Source organism: Noviherbaspirillum agri (assembly GCF_054780595.1).
Window position 1 is genome coordinate 86,023 of record NZ_BAAGWA010000010.1, and the last position, 23,233, is coordinate 109,255.

Sequence of the window (23,233 nt, forward strand, 5' to 3'; positions counted from 1 at the left end):
ATCCATAAAAAACTCACTTCATTCGTACGCGCCAGATAGCATAGGGCTGGACAAACGGATCCAGTCGCAGATGCTGACGCTTCCCATGCCAGGTCAGGTGCGCACCATTGACCAGGTCGTCCACTTCCAGCGTTCCATCATCCGGCAGACCGAACTCCCACAACGGGAGCTCCAGCACTGCCTCATGCGCGGCAAACGGATCGAGGTTGATCGCCACCAGCACCACGTTGTCGCCAAAATGGACTGATTGACCGCAATCGCCCGCCGGCGGCGTCGCCTTGAGGAAGAACAGGATGTTGTCGTTCGACGCATGCAGGAAGCGGATGTTCAGGTGCGTCTGCAGCGCTGGGTTCTCCGCACGGATGCGGTTGAGCTGCGTGATCTCGGCAATGATGTTGCCCGGCCGGTTCCAGTCCCAGGCGCGGATCTCGTACTTCTCCGAATCGAGATATTCCTCCTTGCCCGGCACCGGCGTGCCCTCGCACAGCTCGAAGCCGCTGTACATGCCCCACAGTCCGGACAGCGTGGTCGCCAGCGCCGCGCGGATCAGGAAGCCGGGCCGGCCGCTGCGCTGCAGGAAGTACGGGTTGATGTCCGGCGTGTTGACAAAGAAGTGCGGGCGGAAATACTCGCGCACCTGCGTCGTCGTCAGCTCCGTCATGTAGTCGATGAACTCCTGCTTCGTGTGTCGCCAGGTGAAGTAGGTGTACGACTGCGAGTAACCGATCTTCGCCAGCCGGTACATCATCTTCGGGCGCGTGAACGCTTCCGACAGGAAGATGGTGTCGGGATAGCGCCCGCGGATGTCGGCGATCATCCATTCCCAGAACGGCAGCGTCTTGGTGTGCGGATTGTCGACGCGGAACACACGCACGCCCTCCTTCACCCAGAACAGCACCACGTCGCGCAGCGCGATCCACAAATCCGGCACAGCGCCCGGCGCATAGAAGTCGACGTTGACAATGTCCTGGTATTTCTTTGGCGGGTTTTCCGCATAGCGGATGGTGCCGTCGGGCCGCCACGAAAACCAGTCCGGATGCTCCTTCAGCCACGGATGGTCGGGCGAGCACTGGATCGCAAAGTCGAGCGCCAGCTCCAGCCCGTGCCGTGCCGCTTCATCGCGCAAGTGGCGGAAATCGTCCAGCGTGCCAAGCTCAGGATGCACGGCGTCATGCCCGCCCTCTTCTGCGCCGATTGCATACGGGCTTCCCGGATCGTCCGGCCCTGCCGTCAGGCTGTTGTTGCGCCCCTTGCGGTGCTTCCTGCCGATCGGATGGATGGGCGTGAAGTACAGCGTATCGAAGCCCATCGCCTGGATGGCGGGCAGGCGCTTCTCGACATCGGCAAAGGTGCCGTGCCGGTGCGGGTCGCCGCTCTGCGAGCGCGGGAACAATTCATACCAGCTCGAATACCGCGCGGCGAGCCGCTCCACATCGATGCGCATCGCCGGCTCGCTGCGCACCGCGAATGGCCGCGCGTCCGCGATGCGCATCGCTTCCATCAGCGGCTCCGACAGCAGGATGGCGACGCGCTCGGCGTCGCGTGCCGCTATCTTTTCCTTGTCCTTGGCTTGCGCCTTCGGCAAGCCCTTGAGCGACTTTGCCATTTCCTTTAATGAAGACGCGATCTCGCCCAGCTCGCTTTCGTGCGCATGCTGCGCCGCCGCCTCCACCAGCAGGCGCCCCTCTTCCAGTTCCACCGCGACGTTGAGGCCCGCGGTCGTCTTCTTTTCCAGTTCGTCGCGATAGGTGGAGAACACGTCGCGCCACGCCTCCACTGCAAACAGGTAGCGGCCGATGCGCGTCAATGGCAGCGAGGCCGCCCAGCGGTCGTTGCCCAGAGGATGCATGCGGATCTCATGCCACTCCGCTTCATCGGCCGCGCGCCACAATGCCACGACGGCAAGCTTGTCATGGCCGTCCACGAAGACGTCCGCTTCAATCGACACCGATTCCCCGACCGTACGCTTGACCGGAAACTTGCCGCCGTCGACCGTCGGCATCACCGCCTCGATCGCAATCCGGGGTGATTTTGCCCCGGCGGTCACTGCCGTCTTGCCGCGTGGCGGCGGGATCAGCACCGGAGGCAGGCGCCGCGCGCGGTACACCTGCAATGCCGCCGGTGCCAGCGCCACGGTCTCGGCGGCTGTGTCGGCAAGCGCATCAGAATCGCCTTCGTGCGGCCATGCAAGTGCGGACCGGACGAAACCGCCTGCGCGCTCCAGCAGTTGGCTTTCATGCACGGTACAGGGCCGCATCGTGTCGGCGTTGGCGACGATGAGCAACGCTTCCTGCGCTGCTGCAGCCGATGCACCTGTACCTGCTCCGGCCGCGCCGTTCACCGCAGCACGCAACAGCACCGCGGTGCCCGCATGCGCGCCGCTCAGTATCCTGACGGGGCTGCCGTAGAACGCTGCCCCGCGCCGCGCGATGAAGGCATTCGCCTGCCGGATTTCCTCCTCGAGGACGAACGGCGCGCCACCGGTCACTTCCTTCCAGTCGAAGCGGCCGCGGCTGGCTGCAGCGGTCAGACCGGACGCCCCATACTCAAATCCCATCGGCACAAGGATGCCGTTGCCCGCCGCTGCGGCCAGCCCGAGCGCGCGCAGGAACACCTGCCGCCGGATGGCCACCTCCTCGTTGCCGGTGGAACGACCGATCACCGCATCATCGGGGCTGTCGGGAAAGGCGATCGGCGGCGCGATGCGCGCAAGGCGCACCTGTTCGTCCGCCAGCCAGTGCGACCGGTAATCCCACCAGGCGCCGGACGAGAAGGTCGCATCGAAACCGCAGCCGGCGAAGGCATCGACCTGTGCCGGCGTGCACCCCGGCGTCCATGCTAGGAAGCGCACTTCGGGATGTGACGCCCTCACCCGGTCAATGAGCTGCGCCCATACCGATGGTGGCGTGTCGGCGAGACCGATGCAGCGGAATCCGGCGACGCCGCCCGATGCCATCCCCTGCAGCAGCTGCGCCCAGTGCTCCACGATGCGCGACACGACCTCCGGGCTCTCGAAGCGCAGCGCTCGCGCTGCCATGCGCCGTACCGGCCGGCGCGGGTCGGGCAGGTCGTCGTCGGCATTTGTCGGCCGAAACCAGTCCGGGTGTCGCTCCACCAGCGAGGGATCCGCGCCTGTGCAGCGCAGGTCCGCATCGAGCAGGAGCTGCAGCCCCTGCTTCGCGCATGCTTCTGCGGCGCTGACTTCCATGTCGTCGGATGTTTGCTGGGAGACAAGCACATGGTCGAAGCCCATGGCCGCGCATCGTTCGAGATGCCTTTCCAGTTCTGTTGCGGGATCGGCCAGTTGCGGGTCCAGGTAATAAATCCGGGGCAGGAAAGGCGTCGCTTTGGGCATTGTTGGTATCCGGCTCGGTTCTGCACGCTGTTTCTGAAAAATCGCTCTCGCCATAAAAGGCCATCAAAGCCGGCGGGCGAATGTCTTTTCCAATAGAGCAGCGAATGTCGCAGTTTGTTCGCAAAAAGACATTCAGATTTCGCAAGCGCCTGCTGCATTACCCTTCGCACGCATTGCCAATCGATTCATGAAATCACCGGCGCGACGCTGCGCCAGTTGCTGTCGGTGCACAAAAGTGCGTTTTCTTTCCTGTCCGACATTGCGAAATTCCGCGCATCAACAGATAGTCATGTCACACGTGCTTTCATCCTGGAAAGCTCTCTGTAAAGAAACAAGAAACACGTTGAAGCCCGGCACGGCCCATGCCGGCCGGGCCGAATTGCAATTGTGAGCAGCAGATGATCATTTATCAGGTATACCCGCGCAGCTTCTTCGACACCAACAACGATGGCATCGGCGACCTCGCCGGCATCGAGCAAAAGCTCCCCTATATAAAGAGTCTCGGCGTCGACGCGATCTGGATCAGCCCCTTCTTCAAGTCGCCGATGAAGGACTTCGGCTATGACGTCGCCGACTACCGCGCCGTCGATCCCATCTTCGGCACGATGGCGGACTTCAAGAGCCTGATGAAGCGTGCGAAATCACTCGAGATCGGCGTCATCGTCGACATGGTGATCTCGCATACCTCGGAAGAGCACAGCTGGTTCAAGCTGAGCCGCGCGCGCGAGAACAACAAGTCCGACTGGTACCTGTGGGCCGACCCGAAACCGGACGGCAGCCCGCCCAACAACTGGGTATCCGTCTTCGGCGGTCCGGCCTGGCGCTGGGATGCGGAACGCCGGCAGTATTACTACCACTCCTTCCTGTCCAGCCAGCCGGACCTGAACATGCACAATCCGGCGGTGCAGGATGCGGTGCTGGCGGAAATGGATTTCTGGCTGGATATGGGCGTGTCAGGCTTCCGTTTCGATGCCTGCAATCACGTCTTTCAGGATGAGATGCTGCGCAACAACCCGCCGCGGCCAAATCCGGGGGATGCACTGCACCCCTACGGCTTCCAGGTCCATGTGTACGACCAGGGCCGCCCGGAAATGCTTCCCTTCCTCGAACGCATCCGCAAGCTGCTCGACGCCTACGGCGCATTCAGCCTCGCCGAAGTCGGCGGTGTCGATCCGCTCAAGCTGATGGGCCAGTACACGCAGCCCGGGCGCCTGCATTCCGCCTACAGCTTTGCGCTGATGCGCCCGGACAGCAGCGCCGCCTATGTGCGCAACGTGATCGCCACGCTGGAAGAACATATCCATCCCTTCAGCTCCGCGTGCTACGCGATGAGCAACCACGACAAGCCGCGCGTCGCCTCGCGCTGGCAAAACGGCCGCGACCGTGACGACACCGCAAAGGAAATGCTCGCGCTGCTGCTCTGCATGCGCGGCGACATCTGCATGTACCAGGGAGAAGAACTCGGCCTGCCGCAATCCGATGTCCCCTTTGAGCGCATCCGCGATCCCTTCGGCATCTCCTTCTGGCCCAAATTCAAAGGCCGCGACGGCTGCCGCACGCCGATGCCCTGGACCTACGCCAAGCACGGCGGCTTCAGCCAAGGCGAGCCGTGGCTGCCGGTCGATCCCGTCCACATCGACATGAACGTCGAAAAGCAGGACGCGCGGCAGGACTCCGTGCTGCGCTTTGCCCGCGACATGATCGCGCTGCGCAAGTCACGGCCGGAACTCAGCAAAGGGAAGATCACGCTGCTCGATGCACCGGAAGGCGTGCTTGCCTTCTCCCGCACGCATGAAGGCAGCATGCTGGTCTGCCTGTTCAATATGGATGTATTTCCGAAAATGGTGCGGGACGTTCATATGACAGAGATGCTGCTTGGGCAGCATGCTCGTGTCGAAGATGGCACCGCATCGCTGGGTGTGAGCGGGTTCTGCATCCTGCAGGGTTAACTCCCTTTCACTGTTTCTCCTGAACCACACACTGCCGGTATCCTCAAGGGCCCGGCAGTGATGGCTTCCCCTCTCGCCGTGTGCGGCATATCGCTTCCGCTCGAAGCACGTCGCTCAATGCGCGCCCAGTTTCCATATAGACATTTCGTCGAAACCGCCTTTACACTGCGGGCAGTCCGTTAGCGCCGAAAGGCTTTCGGAAAGCGCGGTTTGGTCATATCTGTATATGTCGCCGCGTTAAGGGGAGATTACCGTTGCGTGCAGGGTTACAGCGGGTGTAGCGCCGCACTTAGCGGATGAGCTCGGTGTATATCGGACACCGGGTGCCTGTTTAATTAATCAGATGGCCTTCAATGATCGAATCACGCTACTGGAAAGAAGACTTGCTGGCGCATGCTCGCCGCCTTCAACCCGTGCGCGCCCCCAAGCGCTGGACTGAGAGGACTGCCGTCAACTTCGAAAAAGAGTTGATGATTTCATTCTTTATGGTTCGAGTGCTCCTAGAACGGAACAAGTTGTCCACAAAGCTGCAGCAGCTCCGCATCCCAGTGGCCAGATATCCGTGGAATGGAGAGAAGATAACCGTTCTGAATGCTGCGTTTGTCGACGAGCTTTACCATTTTGACCAAGGCTCAAATACAAGCGTATCGCTCGGCTTCATTTCTAACCAGTTTGTCCATGCTGGTGCAATCTACGCGGAGCGAGATGAGTCGCGGAATTGGTCGCACGTACTGTTGTGCTCAGACTTTGAAAGGAAGAAGGCCATTTTCCGTGTGGCGGTGCCTGAGATTCAACGCATCTTTCACCTGGTCGCCGAAGACCAAGCGAGTTGGGTCCGGCTGCAGTACGATCCGAAACTCGGCGATTACCGCGTCGAGCACGGTTGAAGGCTAACAAGTCGCCCAAACCGACGTCGCTTTACAGGACCGTAGGGCGGAAAAGCGAAGCGCCTTCCGCCGCATGCGCTGTGGTGTTCAATGAGAGTGACGATAAAGAAGTGGGTCCCGGTCGGAACACAGTTGCGACAATACTCCGACGTTAGCCGCATGAGCCAGTGGGTCGCATGCGGCGGAAGGCGCTTCGCTTTTCCGCCCTATCGGGTTACCGGGTTAAAGGACACGTAAATCGTCGACCTCTACCGCCAGCAGGTCGCCTGGCTGGTCAATCAACGTGCATACCAGCGACAAATCGCTGCGGCCTTCTTCTTCTGTCCACAGATCGGCTACCACGGACCAGGCGCGGGGAGACGAATTCTCGATCTCGATGATGTCGAGGTTATCAAGCGCGGACGCGGGTGGCATGATGAGTGTCCGCCCGTAGTCGACGATTGCCTGTTGCAATTCTGACGTCGGCAACCGCACACCTTGCGTGAACCGTTCAATGGCCACATAGTCGCCTGCCACCAGCCAGTTCAGTATTAGGCTAATGGTGCGTTGAATGCGTGAATCGGTCGTTGTCATGTCACCTCGTCAGCAGATGTAGGGTGCGCTCTGCGCACCGGGGACCGTCAATGCAGGACCGTGGGGACGGAAAAGTGTAGCGCCCCAAGGAGATTGACGGCAAAGAAGCAGGCCTCGACCGGGACGCAGTTTCGGCGGCACTCTCGCGTGCGCGGCGCATGCCGGAGCATGATGAGCGGCAGACGGCGCTGCGTTCTTTCGCCCTACCGGCTGACTGCTGAAACAGATGCCGGGTGCGTCCGGTACGAAAGCCTATTGCTTGACCAGCCCTTCCTCGACCATTGCCTTGCGCACGTTCTCGCGGCCATTCAGGCGCGACATGTACTTCTGGATGTTCGGCCATGGACTGACATCGACCTTGTGATACCCGGTCCAGTTGAGGACTGTGATCAGGTAGGCGTCGGCCACCGTGTAGCGGTCGCCCATGATGTAGTCGCGTCCCTCGAGCATCTTGTCCAAGGTTTTCAGACGGTGTGAGATGGCGCCGATCTGCACGTTCCGCATGTCCGGCGTCAACGCCGGATTGAAGAGCGCGCCGATCTGCTTGTGCACTTCGGTCGCGGCAAAATTGAGAGCTGCCATTTCCTGGTAACGCTGCATGCTGCCGAAGGGAGAAATGAGCCCGGCCTCCGGATGATGGTCTGCAATGTACTGGCAGATCGCGGGCACTTCGGTCAGGACCTCGCCGTTATCGAGTACGAGCGCAGGCACGTAGCCCTTGGGATTGATCTTCCAGTAATCGTCGCCATGCTCGGTCTTCTTGTTCGGGATATCTACCTTGACGAGATCGAGCTTCTGACCGGCATCCAGTGCCACAATGTGCGGCGCCATCGAGCAGGCGCCTGGAGCGTAATACAGTTTCATGGCCTTCCTTTCAGTGGGGGGCGGCGTTACGTGTGGTACTCGGACGACGCCGCGGAAAAGGCTCATCATACTGGCAATGACGTTTCGGTATCTTGCAGCGGCAAGCGCCACTGCGATGCGTGCCTCGCAATGTCCTCCCTCCAGTCTTGCCCGTGCAGTCTTACCTGTTCTGCCAGCCTGTCACAGGGCTGTAGGGCGGAAAAGCGCAGCGCCTTCCGCCGCATGCGGCTCCTTGGCACACTCCGCTCACGACAGATTTCTGCCGAAACTGCGGCATGGGCGACGTCTACTTCTTTACCGTCACTCTCTCTTCGCACTGCTGCGCATGCGGCGGAAGGCGCTGCGCTTTTCCGCCCTACCGTACTGCGCATCACCAGGGCAGGCGGATTTTTTGAGCAGCGCACCTTGCAGCTCCAGCGCACGACTGCGACGCTCCACTGCCTGCAACCGATGTCTGTTGCTTGGCCAGCCTTTCTCAGGCGCTTGCCACAATTACAAGCCGGGGCGCTTCCTGCACCGCAAATGCCGCCTTGCAACACCCTCGCCTGATCGGCTTTCCGATTGGCTACAATGACGGCTCCTTAACGGCGCGCGGCGTGCCCCGCCCGCCTCCACTGCAGGAGCTTCCCTTGAACTGGGACTACCCCAACCCTCATACCCTGACCGTCGTGCCGCAAGCCGGCGACATCGACGGTCTCAATCACACCAATAACGCCGTTTATGTGAAGTGGTGTGAACAGGTCGCCTGGTCGCATTCCGAGCATCTCGGCCTGAACCTGGACGACTATCGCCGCCTCGACCGCGCGATGGCGATCCGTCGCAGCGAGTATGACTACCTGCTCCCGACGTATCAGGGCGAAGAGCTGATGCTCGGCACCTGGTTGGTGGGCGAGGAAGGCAATGTGTCGATGGAACGCCGCTTCCAGGTCATTCGCCCGGCGGATGGTGCAACAGTGCTGCGCGGCCGGTGGGAGCTGGTCTGCATCCAGCTGAGCAGCGGGCGCGTGCGCCGGATGCCGCAGGAGTTCATCGATGCCTATGTGTCGGCACTGGCCGAAACCGGCAACTGACCGGCCGACGGTGCAGTCAGCAGGAAAGCACGACTGGCGTTGTCGAAACAAATTGTGGATCAATTAGCGGGAGAACAACCATGAGAAAAATGACCACCCTGCTCGGCGTCGTGCTGATGCTTATTACCGGTGTGGGCCAGGCAGAAAACCTTGTCGGCTCCGTCGTGCCACCCTATCCCACCGGGTTTCGGGATGGCGGAGGCGCATGCATTTCCAAAACGGTCGGAGAAAAGAATGTCTGCCAGTACAGCATCGGCATCTTGCGCAAGCGCGGTGTGCATCTGCTGTACCTCGGCAAGGCGGCGCCCCGCAGTGATCCGAAGAAGGCACGCTGGACGGTGACCGACCAGATGTCGATCAAGGACATCCCGCACGGCCACGATATTGCTTATGGTCTGTGCGAACAGAATGGCGTGCAGGACGAGGCGATCCTGGCGATCGTGAAGATCACGAATACCGACTGGTTTACCAGTGTACGCAACGCCTACAAAGTCAACCTGGAGACGGAGCGCTTCGAGAAAGTCCCGGTGACTGGAATCCGCTGCATCAACGAGGGCTGGGGCGCGTAATCATTGCCCGGCGACTGTGGAGGCAACGTCAATACCTTGAGAGAGTCACCGGGCGGAGGCCCTGTGGCTCGTCCTGCATTCCGATAAACTCCGGCGCGAAGAGGCTTATCGTCACGACAGGCTGAAGGCAGGCTCGGGCTTCTATCACACGCTTTTGTCCGCAGCACATGCCCTCACTACACGCTCGTCCATTGCCGTTTTCTTGACTTGTCCCGCTGACGCGATCCCTGAAATTCCTCTAGAATCCTTGCCATAAGATAACTGTCCTCGCTTTCTTCCCGCCGCCGCATCACAGGCACTTTCAAAAACCACAACAATGCCGGAAGCAGGCAAGGAACACGCCGTAATACTTCATGAAGATTCTTAAAACTCACCGGGGGCTGCCGTTTTCAGCACCCCGGGCCTACTTGCGCCTCCCGCTCAGTCTTCAACTTGCGGTTTTTCTGCTTTTCACGCTGCCCTTCGTCTGGAGCATGGTCTATTTCGAGGTGGGGCATCTTCGCTCGATTGCCGAAACCGAGAGCAAGACGGATACACACAATCTCGCACACGCCTTTGCAGAGGAAGTCAATTCGTCTGTCAACACGATTGACCTGTCGCTGATCGGACTTCGCACGCATTGGCTCTTCAGCCGCAGTGATTTCCGAACCATTGTCGAACGCCTGCGCGCTCATCTTGAAGGCAACATCTTTTTCCAGGTTGCGATCACTGATAAAGAAGGCAAGCTCGTTTTCTCCAGCGCCGATCCGAAGGCAAAGCCGATCGACCTCAGTGACCGAGACCACATTCGCATCCATCGACTCAGCGGCGGCGCCGACCGCCTGTTCATCAGCGAGCCCATCCTGGGGCGCGTATCAAATAAGTGGTCGGTGCAGTTCACGCGCCCGCTCCACTCTCCCTCCGGCGAATTCGATGGAGTGATCGTTGTCTCCGTCTCGCCGAGTTATTTCTCGCGCTTCTATCAGCAGATCGATCTGGGGCCCGATGCGGCGATTGCTGTCGTGCGCTCAGGTGGGATCATCCTCTCGCGGTCGCCGCAACTTCCAGAGGGCAATGCTACCGGCAGGATCCTGAGCGGCCCCCAGTTCGAGAAAGCGAACTCACTGCTCACCGGCCACTACCGGCGCGCCTCCGAGATGGACGGCGTCGAACGTTTATATGCATGGCGTACCTTACCGCGATACGGGCTGGTCGTCGTGGTTGGCAAATCCATGGACACCGCATTGGCGCGCTTCCACATGCAGAAACGGATGTATGTGCTCGGCGGCGCTGGCATATCCGCGCTGCTCATCATTTTGGGATACATAGCGGTGTACGCCGCGCGGCAGCGTGCGAAGGCACTGGCGGCATTGAAGGAAAGCGAGGCGCGCTGGAACTTCGCACTGGAGGGTTCGGGTGACGGCGTCTGGGACTGGGATCTCCACAACAACATCGTGCATCTGTCCAAGCGCGGCCGTGAAGTCCTGCACCGGGATGAAGAATTCCTTCCCGGGACGGTGGAGGCCCTGCAACAGCTGGTGCATCCGGACGATTTTCCACTCGTCCGCGCGGCGCTTCGTGCGCATCTGGATGGGAAGACGCCTTCCTACATCATCGAGCATCGCACTCAGGGCAGCGACGGTAGCTGGAGGTGGATACTTGCGCGCGGCATGGTGGTCAAGCGCGACAAGAAGGGCCACCCGCAGCGCGTGGTCGGCACCTACAGCGACATTTCCGAGCGCAAGGAGCGCGAAGAGCTGATCCGCCACCTTGCCCAGCATGACCCGCTTACTGACCTGCCCAACCGCGCGTTGTATAACGATCGCTTACGGCAGGCACTGCTCAAGGCACGACGCGAGAATGGTTCGCTCGCAGTGATTTACTTCGACCTCGACAAGTTCAAGCCGGTGAACGACACCTACGGCCATGAGGTGGGCGACCTGCTGCTCAAGGCCGTAGCTTCACGGGTACGTGGCTGCCTGCGGGAGTCCGATACCGTCGCGCGCGTCGGGGGCGACGAGTTTGTCGTGCTACTGCCAAGCATTACGGTGGAGGCCGATGCCGTCACGGTCGCGGACAACATCCTGCGCCAGCTGAATACGCCATTCGACATCGACGGACACACACTGAACATTTCCGGCAGCCTCGGCATCGCCACCTATCCGAGCGACGGACAGGATGAGGCCAGCCTCACCCGCTGCGCAGACAGGGCGATGTACCAGGCAAAACAGGCCGGTCGCAACCAGATTCAGGTGCACACAGCGGCGGTTTGATCGCTACAGCGTCGCCATGTCGTTACCGCGAAGTCGATGTCTTTCCGGATGTGACAGCGTCAGGAGCTGCCGTTGCGCAGGGCCTTGGGCACATAGTTCGCCAGCAACACGACGCTGCGTCCCTGTACCTCGATCACCGCCTCTTTCACCTCGCGACTCACCGTCTCTTCCGTCGCCGTGTCGAGGAGCAGGAACCAGCTTCGCTGCGGCTCCGGAATGCTGAAACTGATCGGCTCGTGCGCGGCGTTGACGAGCATCAGCAGCCGTTCCTCCCGGCCTGAGTCATTGATGCAGGCGCGCTGCACGGCGAGTGCACGCGCTTCCGGGTTTTGCCATGCTTCGGCCGTCATCTCTACGCCGCGTTCGTCGTACCAAATCACGTCGCGCAGGCCGCCGCCGAGATCCTCTCCTCTGAGGAAGTGGTGCGACTGCAGGGATTTGAAGGTGTGCCGCAAGGTGCCGAGCCTGCCGACAAACTCGATCAGGGACTGGCCATCCGGCGACTGCGCGAGCGTCCAGTCCACCCACGAGATCTCGTTGTCCTGACAATAGGCATTGTTGTTGCCCTGTTGCGAGCGGCCGAACTCGTCGCCGGCGAGCAGCATCGGCGTTCCTTGCGCGAACATCACGGTCGCGAGCATCGCGCGCCGCACACGGTTGCGCAGGTCGAGGATGGCGCCATCCTCCGTCGGTCCTTCCACACCCCAGTTGGCGCTGTAGTTTTCCGAATGTCCGTCGTTGTTGTTCTCGCCATTGGCGTCGTTGTGCTTTTCGGTATAGCTGACAACATCCTGCAAGGTGAAGCCGTCATGCGAGGCAACGTAGTTGATCGATGCCCAGGGCTTGCGATGCCGGTGATTGAACAGATCCGCAGAGCCGCTCAGGCGTGCGGCGAAGTCGCCGCGCATGCCGGAATCGCCGCGCCAGAAGCGGCGCATGCCGTCGCGGAACTTGTCATTCCATTCCGCAAAGCGTGGCGGATGGTTGCCGAGCTGGTAACCGCCCGGCCCGATGTCCCACGGCTCGGAAATCAGCTTCAGCCGCGACAGGACCGGGTCCTGCAGGATCGCATCGAAAAAGCCCGAGCCGGGATCGAAGCCGGTACCTTCACGGCCCAGCGTTGCGCCGAGGTCGAAGCGGAACCCATCGATGCGGAACGACTCCGCCCAGTAGCGCAGCGAGTCCATCACCATCTGCAGCACGCGCGGATGCGAGATGTTGAGCGTATTGCCGCATCCCGTCTCGTTGATGTAATAGCGCTCGTTGCCAGGCACGAGCCGGAAGTAGCTGGCGTTGTCGAGCCCGCGGAAGCAGACGGTCGGCCCCAGCTCATTGCCGCTGCTGGTGTGGTTGTACACCACGTCGAGGATGACTTCGATCCCGGCCGCATGCAGGCGGCGCACCGCGAGGCGCATGTCGTTCAGGCCGCCGCGTGACAGATAGGCCGGTTCCGGCGCAAAGAACGACAGCGGGCTGTAGCCCCAGTAATTGCGCAAGCCCTTTTCCAGCAGGAAGCGATCCTGCATGAAGGCGTTGACCGGCATCAGTTCCAGCGTCGTCACGCCCAGCTTGTGCAGGTGCTCGATGAAGCGCGGGTTGCCCAAGGCGGCGAACGTGCCGTTCAGATCCGCACGCAAGTCATTGCGCAGGATGGAAATGCCGCGCACATGCGCCTCGTAGATGACGGTCTTCGACCAGGGCACATAGGGCCGGTGATCGTCTGCCCAGTTGAACACCTCTTCCTGCACCACCGCCTTGGGCATCGCCGGCGCACTGTCGCGACGGTCGAAGCTCAGGTCGGCGCGCGGCGATCCGAGGCGATAGCCGAACAGCGCATCCGACCAGCGCAAGGGGCCGCTCAGCAGGCGGGCATACGGATCCAGCAGAAGCTTGTTGGGGTTGAAGCGGTGTCCGCGGTGCGGATCGTAGGGGCCGTGCGCGCGGAAACCGTACAGCAGCCCAGGGCCTGCTTCCGGAAGATAACCGTGCCAGACCTCGTCCGTGCAATCCGGCAAGGGCAGCCGCCCGACTTCCTTGCGTCCGGCTGCATCGAAAATGCACAGGTCGACGCGCGTGGCGTTAGCGGAAAACACAGCAAAATTGACGCCCTGCCCGTCGTAGGTGGCGCCCAGCGGAAAAGGTCGCCCGGTCAACAGGCGATCGGGTATCTCAAAGAACATGGCCTGGCTTTCCTTGCATTACGCGTCTCTCGGCAACCTGCCCGCTCGGCATGCTGCGGCGGTTGTTCTCCTTCGTTCTGCTTTGTTTTCTGCTTTGCTCTGCCTTGTTCTGCGTTGTTCTGCGTTGTTCTGTTTACTCAGTTGCGCCGTCACCGAACGCTAAAACTACGCTGCTGCGAGCGCGCCACACCCTCAGGCAGATTTCGGGAGGTACTCCGCCACATTCGCCGCCGCGGCCTCATGCGCTTGCAGCACGGGCCGTGGAACAAACAGTGCCCTGGCCGCTGCAGGCGCGATGTCTCGATAGGCCGCGATATATTTCTCCGTCGGCTCTTCCCACGAAAAATCGGCGGACATCGCGTTGCGCTGCATCGCATGCCACTGGTTCGGGTTGGCGTACAGCTCGAAAGCGCGGCTCACCGCTGCTGTCATGGCGAATGCCTCCTCGCCGTCGAACAGGATGCCACTGGCATCATCCGGCGGCGTGCCCGACAGGCCGGCGTCAACCACCGTGTCGATGATGCCGCCCACGCGCGACGCAATCGGAATCGTTCCATAGCGCATGGAGTACAGCGGCGTCAGGCCGAAAGGTTCGAAGCGGCTGCCGTGCAACAACATGTCGGCACCGGCGTGCAGCGCATGCGCGCGGCGTTCGTCATACCCGATATATACGGCAACGCGGTCGGGGAAACGTTCCGCGAGCTCAACAAATCCTTTTTCGTAGCGATGGTCGCCGCAGCCAAGCACCGCGCACTGCGCACGCGGGTATTGCTGCAACACTTCCGGCAACGATGCCTGCGCCACATCGGCCATCTTCTGGTGCGTGATCCGGCTGCCCACGGCCAGCACCGGTGCAAACGGATCGGGCGGCAAGTTGAACAGCAACTGCAGCTCCCGCTTGCAGTGGGGTTTTCCGCGCATGTCATCCAGGCTGAACTGCCGCGCAATCAACGCATCGCTCTCCGGATTCCACGTCCCAATGTCGACGCCGTTGCGTATGGCAAGCAGGTCGCTGCGCCGCTCGTTGAGCAATCCTTCCATGCCATGCCCGAAACGCGGCGTTAGTATTTCGCGGGCGTAGGTTGCGCTGACGGTCGAGATGCGGTCCGCAAAACGCAGGCCGGCTTTCAGAAAACTGAGCAGCCCCCAGAACTCCATGCCGTCGGCCTCGCACATCGCATCCGGAATGCCGAGCACGCCGGCGAGCGACAACGGATAGTTTCCCTGGAAAGCAAGGTTGTGGATGGTGAACAGCGAACCGGCCTTGTTGCCCGGATCGAGGCGAAGCAGCGCCGGCACAAGCCCGGCATGCCAGTCGTTCACATGCACCACGTGCGGCGCCGGCAGCACCGTGCGGCCGGTGCAGATGCGCGCGGCCGCATGCGCCAGTGCGGCGAAACACAAGGCATTGTCGCTGTACTCCTCCCCGTCTTTATCTACATACGGATTGTCGGTCCGGCGTTCAAATCCGGGCGTGCGCAACAGCACGACGGGCAGGCCGGAGTCCGGCATCACGCCGTGCATCAGGCGCCCGGGGCCGCCAGGCAGATCCGGGAACACGCCCGCATCCTGCAGGCCCTTTGCCTGGTCAAGCGCCGCCGGATAGCCCGGCATCATCACGGTGGCATCGATGCCCCGTGCGCGCAGTGTGCGTGCCAGGGAAGTAATGACATCGGCAAGGCCGCCGGTTTTTATCAAGGGAACAGCTTCTGACGTTACGATGAGAACGCGTGCGTTCAACGTGATCGCTCCTGGAGTGATGGATAGGCGAGATTCACAGGTTTGCCGTTCCGCATGACCTCGCTCGCGCATGCACGCAGCAAGGCCGCGCAAGCATTCTGCATTGCGAAGCGCACTGACGGCATCGCGCTGAGTCAGCCGATTCCGCAGGCGACTCAACAATACGGCCTGCGACGACGCGGGCTCCTGTGAAAAATCAATTTGATGATGCGATGACAAGCGCGGCGCATCACTGTCGAGTTGTGCCGCTGCGCGCTGCGTCGTGCATGTTTGCAGGTACACGCGCTCTGTCTGCCGTTTGGCTGGCCGAACGGAAACGACGTGGTTGTGGACGCGTGTGCTATCAGTGCGGATGTGAAACGGTCGCAACTCCGCCCCGCCATGGCGGTCTGGCGCTCGTCGCACACCGCCCCAATCCAGGGCGGAAAGGCCTTGTCTGACTGCCGGACTTGCCTCAATTCGCATGAGCGTCGCGCCTATGGCGCAAATGGCGCCTCGGCGTGTCCGCACCTGCTCCTGCTTTGGCCGAGGCAGATAAGCCCTCGGGGTTGTTTAATTTCGATATTTCCACTATTCTCGAACCATGGAAACGAAAAACGTTATCTCGGCACTCGCCGCTCTCGCACAGGAATCCCGCCTCGCCGTGTTCCGCCTGCTGGTACAGGCCGGGCCGCAAGGCATGGTCGCCAGCAAGATTGGCGAGCACTTGGGCCTCGCGCCCTCTTCCCTGTCCTTCCACCTGAAGGAGCTCACTCACGCGGGTCTCATTTCACCCAAGCAGGATGGGCGCTTTGTGATCTATTCAGCAAATTTCGACACGATGAACGCGCTTTTGGCATTCCTCACGGAGAACTGCTGCAACGGCACCCCATGCGTCGCAACCCCATGTGGGCCGGCATGCGCCCCGGATTCTCCTCCCAAAGGTAAGGCAGCCTGACTTGCCACCAAGTACGTAATCAACCAGGAAAAAACGAAGGCAACACAATGACCGACAAGACCTACAACGTTCTCTTTCTCTGCACCGGCAACTCCGCACGCAGCATCATGGCCGAAGCGCTGGTGACCACCATGGGCCAAGGCCGCTTCCGCGGCTTCAGCGCGGGCAGCAAGCCAGGCGGCAAGGTCAATCCCTTCGCCATCGAGCAAGTCGAGGCAACCGGCTATCCGATCGACAATCTGCGCAGCAAGAGCTGGGACGAATTCGCGGCGCCCGGCGCGCCGCAGATGGACTTCATCATCACCGTCTGCGACAACGCCGCTGGCGAGCAATGCCCTTACTGGCCCGGCCACCCGATGTCGGCGCACTGGGGCTTCGAGGATCCGGCTGCGGTCGAGGGCACGGACGAAGAAAAGCGCGCAGCGTTTTCCAAGGTGTTCCGCCAGATCATGGGCCGGGTCAACACTTTCGTGAACCTGCCGATCGGCATGCTGGAAAAGAACGCAATCCAGAAGGGGATCAAGGCCATCGGAGAAACAGCCGTATGAGTCACAGTAATAGCAATCCCAACTCTGCAACTGGAGTAGTCCGCCATGTCCGCGCAGTGTGAAGTGACCGCCAAGCGCGCGGTGGGCGCATCCATGAGCTTTTTCGAGCGCTACCTCAGTGCCTGGGTCGCATTGTGCATCGTCGTCGGCATCCTGCTGGGGCAATCGTTCCCTGACCTCTTCAAGGCGGTCGGCGCGATGGAGATCGCCAAGGTCAACCTGCCGGTCGGGATGCTGATCTGGGTGATGATCATCCCGATGCTGCTGAAAATCGACTTCGGCGCGCTGCACAAGGTGCGCGCACATGCGAAAGGCATCGGTGTCACGCTGTTCATCAACTGGGGCGTGAAGCCGTTTTCGATGGCACTGCTCGGCTGGATCTTTATCCGACACTGGTTTGCGCCCTACCTGCCGGCCGAACAGCTCGATTCCTATGTGGCCGGCCTGATCCTGCTGGCGGCAGCGCCGTGCACCGCAATGGTCTTCGTGTGGAGCCGCCTGACCGACGGCGATCCGTATTTCACCCTGTCGCAGGTGGCATTGAACGACCTGATCATGGTGTTTGCCTTTGCGCCGCTGGTGGCGCTGCTGCTCGGCGTGTCCAGCATCACGGTACCGTGGGAAACCCTGATCACGTCGGTGATCCTCTACATCGTGGTCCCGGTGATCATCGCGCAGGTGCTGCGCCGCATGCTGCTTGCACGCGGGCAGACGACCTTCGATGCGGCGCTGGCGCGCATCCAACCATGGTCGATCACCGCCTTGCTGCTGACGCTGGTGCTGCTGTTCGCCTTCCAGGGCGATGCCATCCTGCGCCAGCCGCTGGTGATCGCATTGCTTGCCGTCCCGATCCTGCTGCAGGTGTTCTTCAACTCCGCTCTTGCCTACTGGCTCAACCGCAAGGTCGGCGAGAAACACTCCGTCGCCTGTCCGTCGGCATTGATCGGTGCCTCCAACTTCTTCGAGCTCGCGGTTGCTGCGGCGATCAGCCTGTTCGGGTTCGAATCCGGCGCGGCGCTGGCCACTGTGGTCGGCGTGCTGATCGAAGTGCCGGCGATGCTCTTGGTCGTGAACATCGTCAACCGCACGCGCGGCTGGTACGAAGCGCCAGTAACAGAATCCTGATTAATGAAAACAAGGAAGCAACCATGAAAAAACTCGAAATCTTCGAACCCGCGATGTGCTGCCCGACCGGCGTATGCGGCGTCGACGTCGACCAGACACTGGTCCAATTTAATGCGGACCTGCAATGGCTGGCGGAACAAGGCCTCACCGTCGAACGCCACAACCTGTCCCAATCACCGCAGGCCTTCGCCGCCAATCCGGCCGTCATCAAGGAAATGGAAGCCGGCATGGATCGCCTGCCGGTGATCGTCGTTGATGGCCAGATTGCCATGACGGGCATCTACCCGACCCGCGCCCAGCTAGCGCAGAAGCTTGGACTGGCATCCGCCAAACCCGTGATCAAGGTTGCGGCTTCCGGCGGCTGCTGCGATCCCAAATCAGGCTGCTGCTGAACCGACTGCTGCGGAGGCGATGATGGCACTACCAAGCGTTTCGACGCGTTATCTGTTTTTTACCGGCAAGGGCGGTGTCGGCAAGACCTCGCTGTCCTGTGCCACCGCGCTGTCGCTGGCTGAGGCCGGCAAGCGCGTGCTTGTCGTCAGCACCGATCCGGCCTCCAACCTCGATGAAGTGCTTGGCACGCCGCTGTCGCAGACGCCGACGGAAATGGGTGGTGCGCCCGGCCTTTTTGCGCTGAACATCGATCCCGAGGCCGCAGCGCATGCCTATCGCGAGCGCATGGTCGGCCCGTACCGCGGCATCCTGCCGCCAGCGGCCATCGCCAGCATGGAGGAACAGTTTTCCGGCGCCTGCACCGTGGAGATCGCCGCCTTCGACGAATTCTCCAAGCTGCTGGGCGACCCGCAGGCGACCGCCGGTTTCGACCATGTGATCTTCGACACGGCGCCGACCGGTCACACCTTGCGCCTGCTGACGCTGCCATCGGCATGGGACGAGTTTATCTCCTCCACGACCGGCGGCGCATCCTGCCTCGGCCCGCTCGCAGGACTGGAGAAGCAAAAGAGCCTTTACGTGGCAACGGTGGCACGTCTCGCCGATCCGCAATCGACCACAGTCATTCTCGTCGCCCGTCCCGATGCCGTCGCGCTGCGCGAGGCGGAGCGCACCCGGGCAGAACTGGCCGCGCTCGGACTGCGCAACCAGACACTGGCGATCAATGGTGTTTTCCATGCCGGCGCACCGGGCGATGCGATTGCGGATGCCATGACGCGGCGTGCACAGGAGGCGCTTACCGCAATGCCGGAAGGACTGGCGCAACTGCCGCTCAGCGAGACACCTTTTATCGCACGCGGCTGCACCGGCCTTGATGCGCTGCGCGCGATGCTGCATCCGCCGGCACCAGACACGACGCATGTAGCGGCTCGCCAGAAAAGCGGCACGTCGGATGCCGCCCTGCCCGGTGGAATGCTGCCGCTGATCGACGGAATCGCCGAAGCCGGTCGCGGCCTTGTCATGACCATGGGCAAGGGAGGCGTCGGCAAGACCACCGTGGCCGCAGCAGTCGCGCTGGAACTTGCGCGGCGCGGCCACAAGGTCATGCTGTCGACGACCGATCCGGCGGCGCACATCGATGCCACCATCGGGCAAACGGTCCCCGGCCTGACCTTGTCACGCATTGATCCAGCTGCAGAGGTCGCACGCTACCGCGAAGAAATCCTCGACAAGGCGGGCAAGAACCTCGATGCCAACGGCCGCGCGATGCTCGAAGAAGATCTGCGTTCGCCGTGCACGGAAGAGATCGCCGTGTTCCGTGCCTTCGCCCGCGCAGTCGCTGCCGCTGCCGCTGCCGACGGCTTCGTCGTGCTCGACACAGCGCCGACCGGCCATACGATCCTTCTGCTGGATGCGGCCGAGGCCTACCACCGCGAGGTGCTGCGCACCCACGGCGACGTCCCCGAGGCGGTGCGCGAACTGCTGCCCCGCCTGCGGGACGCGAGCACCACGCATGTGCTGATCGTGACGCTGCCCGAGGCAACGCCGGTACACGAAGCGCAACGGCTGCAGCAGGACCTGCAGCGCGCCGGCATTCATCCCTACGGCTGGGTCATCAACCAGAGCCTGCTTGCCAGCGGCAGCAGCGATCCGGTGCTTGCCGAACGCGGGCGATACGAACAGCCCTATATACGTGAGGTGGCCGACGCACTGGCAACACGCTGCGCACTGATCCCGTGGCTTGCTGAACGGCCGACTGGTGTTAAAGGATTGCAGCAGATCGTTCGCGATTAGCGAACCCCTACCACGCGCGAGGCCAACATGGAACAAGTGACAGAAGCAACCCACATCGCCCACCAAGTTTCAGCCGAAAGCCTGAATCGCGCGTGCGCCTGCCGCACCCTCGATCCGGACAAGCTGCGCCGGCAGCTCGAGGCAGAACCTTCGCTTGCCGGGCTGTCCGACGAGATTGCAACAAGCCGCCCGCACCTGTTCTCGAGCACGGCGGTCTTCATGTCGCCGCAGCAGCTTGACCGGATCAAGGGCGTCATCGCGGCAGTGGAAAAGCTTGTGGCGTTGCCGGCGTACCGCGATCTGGTGCTGGCACGCGCGCCGGCCATTGCTGCCGCGGCCTACGGCCCGCGCAGCGTCTTCATGGGATACGACTTTCATCTCGGCGAAACCGGACCGCAGCTCATCGAGATCAACACCAATGCCGGCGGCGCGTTGCTCAATACCGCGCTGGCCCGCGCGCAGCAGGCCTGCTGCGCCCAAATGGAAGCGCTGTACCAGGCGACTGGCGACCTGTCGCAAGCGGATCGCACAATCTGGAACATGTTTGCCGAAGAATGGCGGCTGCAGCGCGGTGATGCGCCCTTGTCGCGCATCGCCATCATCGACGACGCGCCGGGCGAGCAATACCTGTACCCCGAGTTTCAACTCTTCGCGCGCCTGTTCGAACGCTTCGGCATCGAGGCGGTGGTGGCAGACGCACGCCTGCTGGAATGGCGCGACGGGCGCCTCTGGCACGGCGGCCTGCCGATCGACATGGTCTACAACCGCGTGACCGACTTCTACCTGGAGGATGCATCGCACGATGCGCTGCACCGCGCATACGAATCCGGCGCGGTCGTCGTCACGCCGCATCCGCATGCGCACGCGCTGTATGCGGACAAGCGCAACCTCGCGATGCTGAGTGACGAGGCGCTTCTCGAACAACTTGGCGCAGACGCGGATACCCGGGCAATTCTGCAGGCGGGTGTGCCGCGCACCGAGCCAGTCACACCGGAACATGCCGACGAGCTGTGGACGCGCCGGCGTCATCTCTTCTTCAAACCGTCGCATGGCTTTGGCAGCAAGGCCGCCTATCGTGGCGACAAGCTCACGCGGCGTGTGTGGGAAGAGATCGTCGCCGGTAACTATGTCGCGCAGGCGCTGGTGCCGCCCAGCCTGCGGCTGGTCAGCAATGACCAGGGCCAGGTCGATCTGAAGCTCGACGTGCGCGCCTATGTGTACAAGGACACCGTCCAGCTGGTCGCTGCCCGCCTCTACGAAGGACAGACAACCAACTTCCGCACACCCGGCGGCGGTTTTGCGCCGGTGTTTCTTGCACCCTTATGAGAACGCCTGCCAGAACGCGTAGTGCAGCATGTTTGCACCTGCACCGCCTTGTTCGGCAAGGATGACACCGATCGTCAAACCGGCAGGCGCAGGTTGAAGCGCACTGCAGCAAGCCGCAGTGCCACGGTCATGAAGATGCTGCTGAACAGGCTCACCACTTCGGGTGCGCCGAACTGGTTCAGCAGCAAGTAAGTCCAGCAACCGATGAAGGAACAGGTTGCATAGAGATGACCGCGCCGGAACACGAGCGGGATTTCATTGCACAGCACATCGCGCAGGACGCCGCCGAAAATACCCGTGATGACGCCCATCATCGCTGCCACAAAGATCGGCATGCCGAAATCCTGTGCAAGCGATGCGCCGACCGCACTGAACAAGCCGAGCCCCAGCGCGTCGGCAACGACGATCAGCCGCTCGGAGAAGGAAAACTGCAGGTGCCGCGCGAACGGCGAGATCACCAGCGTCAGCCCGAATACCAGCAGCGAATACTCCTGGTGCTCGACCCAGAACAGCGGCCGCCGGTCGAGCAGCAGGTCGCGCAAGGTGCCTCCCCCGAATGCGGTGATGAAGGCCACCGTGAATACGCCGACCAGATCCATGTCCTTGCGGCGCGCCTCGACAAAGCCGGAAAAGGCGAATGCCACGATCCCCATTACTTCGATTACCTGCAACAGGGTACTCATCCCCGTCTGAACCCCGATTGCCATGCATCCCTTTCTGCTGTTTTATTACTTGTTTCTTATTGTTTAGTGCCTGCTGTTTCTTGCTGCGGACATGCGGGAGCGCCGCCGCCGGCATGACACCCGCTGCCGCTGTTCAGGAGAACGCGTACACGTCCATTGCCAGCACACCGTATTCCACGCTCGAATGGATCCGCTGCGCCTTGCCGCCCTCGGTTGCGGCGTCCAAGGCCCCTGCTCCCATCGCCACAAACAGCGGCAGCAGATGTTCCTCCGTCGGATGGTTGCGCGCAGCATGCGGCGCCTTGCTGCGGTAGTCGAGCACATCGGCGTGTCGACCCTCGCACAGTGCCGCGTTCATCCATTCGCTGAATTCACTGACCCACGACGGCACCTCGGCATCGACGTGGTGGCCGCGGAACTCCGACAGGTTGTGCGAGAGCGAGCCGGAACCGATGATCAGCACGCCGTCGTCGCGCAGGCTGGCAAGCGCGCGCCCGAGCTTTTCATGATCGGCCGGTGTGGCGTTGCGGATCAGCGAAACCTGCGTGACGGGAATGTCCGCCGTCGGGTACATCAGCCGCAGCGGCACCCATGCGCCATGGTCCAGGCCGCGGGTGTCGCTGCGCCTCACCTCATAGCCCGCCTGCTCCAGGAGGCTAGCGGACTGCATCGCCACGTCCGGTGCGCCGGGCGCCGGGTACCGGATCGCATACAGCGCATCCGGGAAGCCGCCAAAGTCATGGATGGTCTCCGGTTGCGATGCGAGGCTGACCGACGGCGCGCCGATCGACTCCCAGTGGGCGGAGAAAACCACAATGGCGCGCGGCCGGGGCAGCGTCTTGCCCAGCCCCTGCAGGAAGACGCGCGCCGGCGTGTCCTCGATGGCCAGCATCGGGGAGCCATGCGAAATGAACAGTGTGGGCATCCTTGACATGCGATCTCCTCTTTCTCTCTTCACTCTCACTATCGGCGACGCGCTGGCGCGTAC

The 23,233-nt window shown here is 61.9% G+C and carries 18 protein-coding genes; 11 read left to right on the forward strand and 7 right to left on the reverse strand.

The features are described from left to right. Positions 1–13 precede the first annotated feature (13 nt). Positions 14–3,355: an alpha-1,4-glucan--maltose-1-phosphate maltosyltransferase gene (locus ACYVIA_RS16540; protein ID WP_460842700.1), complete on the reverse strand. Its 3,342-nt coding sequence runs from the start codon at positions 3,353–3,355 to the stop codon at positions 14–16. A gap of 398 nt (positions 3,356–3,753) precedes the next feature. On the opposite strand from ACYVIA_RS16540, the gene ACYVIA_RS16545 reads away from it, so the two are divergent. Both ACYVIA_RS16545 and ACYVIA_RS16550 read left to right on the forward strand, forming a co-directional pair. Next, positions 3,754–5,304 (forward strand): alpha-amylase family glycosyl hydrolase, encoded by a 1,551-nt coding sequence (locus ACYVIA_RS16545; RefSeq protein WP_460842702.1) that lies wholly within the window; start codon positions 3,754–3,756, stop codon positions 5,302–5,304. Between the two features lie 353 nt (positions 5,305–5,657). Beyond that, entirely contained in the window at positions 5,658–6,191 is a 534-nt protein-coding gene (locus ACYVIA_RS16550; RefSeq protein ID WP_460842704.1) for a hypothetical protein, read from the forward strand. Between the two features lie 222 nt (positions 6,192–6,413). Here the strand turns inward: ACYVIA_RS16550 and ACYVIA_RS16555 are convergent, their stop codons facing one another. Together ACYVIA_RS16555 and gstA are read right to left on the reverse strand one after the other, a co-directional pair. Continuing rightward, on the reverse strand, positions 6,414–6,764 hold the full coding sequence (locus ACYVIA_RS16555; RefSeq protein WP_460842706.1) for a DUF7668 domain-containing protein: 351 nt from the start codon (positions 6,762–6,764) through the stop codon (positions 6,414–6,416). A gap of 252 nt (positions 6,765–7,016) precedes the next feature. Then, positions 7,017–7,628: a glutathione transferase GstA gene (gene gstA / locus ACYVIA_RS16560; RefSeq protein ID WP_460842708.1), complete on the reverse strand. Its 612-nt coding sequence runs from the start codon at positions 7,626–7,628 to the stop codon at positions 7,017–7,019. A 629-nt stretch (positions 7,629–8,257) separates the two neighbouring features. Here gstA and ACYVIA_RS16565 point away from each other — a divergent pair. The 3 genes from ACYVIA_RS16565 to ACYVIA_RS16575 all read left to right on the forward strand — a co-directional run bounded on the left by ACYVIA_RS16565 (position 8,258) and on the right by ACYVIA_RS16575 (position 11,519). Next, positions 8,258–8,698 (forward strand): acyl-CoA thioesterase, encoded by a 441-nt coding sequence (locus ACYVIA_RS16565; RefSeq protein ID WP_460842709.1) that lies wholly within the window; start codon positions 8,258–8,260, stop codon positions 8,696–8,698. Between the two features lie 80 nt (positions 8,699–8,778). Beyond that, positions 8,779–9,267, forward strand: a complete 489-nt coding sequence (locus ACYVIA_RS16570) for a hypothetical protein (RefSeq protein WP_460842711.1) — start codon at positions 8,779–8,781, stop codon at positions 9,265–9,267. Positions 9,268–9,620: 353 nt separating this feature from the next. Further along, a complete protein-coding gene (locus tag ACYVIA_RS16575; RefSeq protein ID WP_460842712.1) occupies positions 9,621–11,519 on the forward strand; it encodes a bifunctional diguanylate cyclase/phosphodiesterase in 1,899 nt (632 codons plus the stop codon). A 59-nt stretch (positions 11,520–11,578) separates the two neighbouring features. On the opposite strand, the gene glgX is transcribed toward ACYVIA_RS16575, so the two are convergent. Both glgX and glgA read right to left on the reverse strand, forming a co-directional pair. Next, on the reverse strand, positions 11,579–13,699 hold the full coding sequence (gene glgX / locus ACYVIA_RS16580; RefSeq protein ID WP_460842714.1) for a glycogen debranching protein GlgX: 2,121 nt from the start codon (positions 13,697–13,699) through the stop codon (positions 11,579–11,581). Between the two features lie 192 nt (positions 13,700–13,891). After that, a complete protein-coding gene (glgA, locus tag ACYVIA_RS16585) occupies positions 13,892–15,439 on the reverse strand; it encodes a glycogen synthase GlgA (RefSeq protein WP_460842716.1) in 1,548 nt (515 codons plus the stop codon). A gap of 583 nt (positions 15,440–16,022) precedes the next feature. Here glgA and ACYVIA_RS16590 point away from each other — a divergent pair. Genes ACYVIA_RS16590 through ACYVIA_RS16615 form a run of 6 tightly spaced genes read left to right on the forward strand, consistent with a single transcriptional unit; the run spans position 16,023 to position 21,562 of the window. Then, the gene (locus ACYVIA_RS16590) at positions 16,023–16,376 is read left to right on the forward strand and encodes an ArsR/SmtB family transcription factor (protein ID WP_460842718.1); all 354 of its coding nucleotides are present in this window, start codon (positions 16,023–16,025) and stop codon (positions 16,374–16,376) included. 47 nt (positions 16,377–16,423) lie between these two features. Next, positions 16,424–16,924: an arsenate reductase ArsC gene (locus ACYVIA_RS16595; RefSeq protein WP_460842720.1), complete on the forward strand. Its 501-nt coding sequence runs from the start codon at positions 16,424–16,426 to the stop codon at positions 16,922–16,924. A gap of 45 nt (positions 16,925–16,969) precedes the next feature. Next, entirely contained in the window at positions 16,970–18,049 is a 1,080-nt protein-coding gene (gene arsB, locus ACYVIA_RS16600; RefSeq protein ID WP_460842722.1) for an ACR3 family arsenite efflux transporter, read from the forward strand. 23 nt (positions 18,050–18,072) lie between these two features. Beyond that, entirely contained in the window at positions 18,073–18,441 is a 369-nt protein-coding gene (gene arsD, locus ACYVIA_RS16605; protein WP_460842724.1) for an arsenite efflux transporter metallochaperone ArsD, read from the forward strand. A 22-nt stretch (positions 18,442–18,463) separates the two neighbouring features. Next, positions 18,464–20,236 carry an arsenical pump-driving ATPase gene (gene arsA, locus ACYVIA_RS16610; protein ID WP_460842791.1) on the forward strand — a complete coding sequence of 591 codons (1,773 nt, stop codon included), beginning with the start codon at positions 18,464–18,466 and terminating at the stop codon, positions 20,234–20,236. Positions 20,237–20,263: 27 nt separating this feature from the next. Further along, entirely contained in the window at positions 20,264–21,562 is a 1,299-nt protein-coding gene (locus ACYVIA_RS16615; protein WP_460842726.1) for a hypothetical protein, read from the forward strand. A gap of 74 nt (positions 21,563–21,636) precedes the next feature. Here ACYVIA_RS16615 and ACYVIA_RS16620 read toward each other — a convergent pair whose 3' ends face one another. Then, positions 21,637–22,245 (reverse strand): trimeric intracellular cation channel family protein, encoded by a 609-nt coding sequence (locus ACYVIA_RS16620; protein ID WP_460842728.1) that lies wholly within the window; start codon positions 22,243–22,245, stop codon positions 21,637–21,639. Between the two features lie 133 nt (positions 22,246–22,378). Then, positions 22,379–23,179, reverse strand: a complete 801-nt coding sequence (locus ACYVIA_RS16625; RefSeq protein WP_460842730.1) for a dioxygenase family protein — start codon at positions 23,177–23,179, stop codon at positions 22,379–22,381. Positions 23,180–23,233 lie beyond the last annotated feature (54 nt).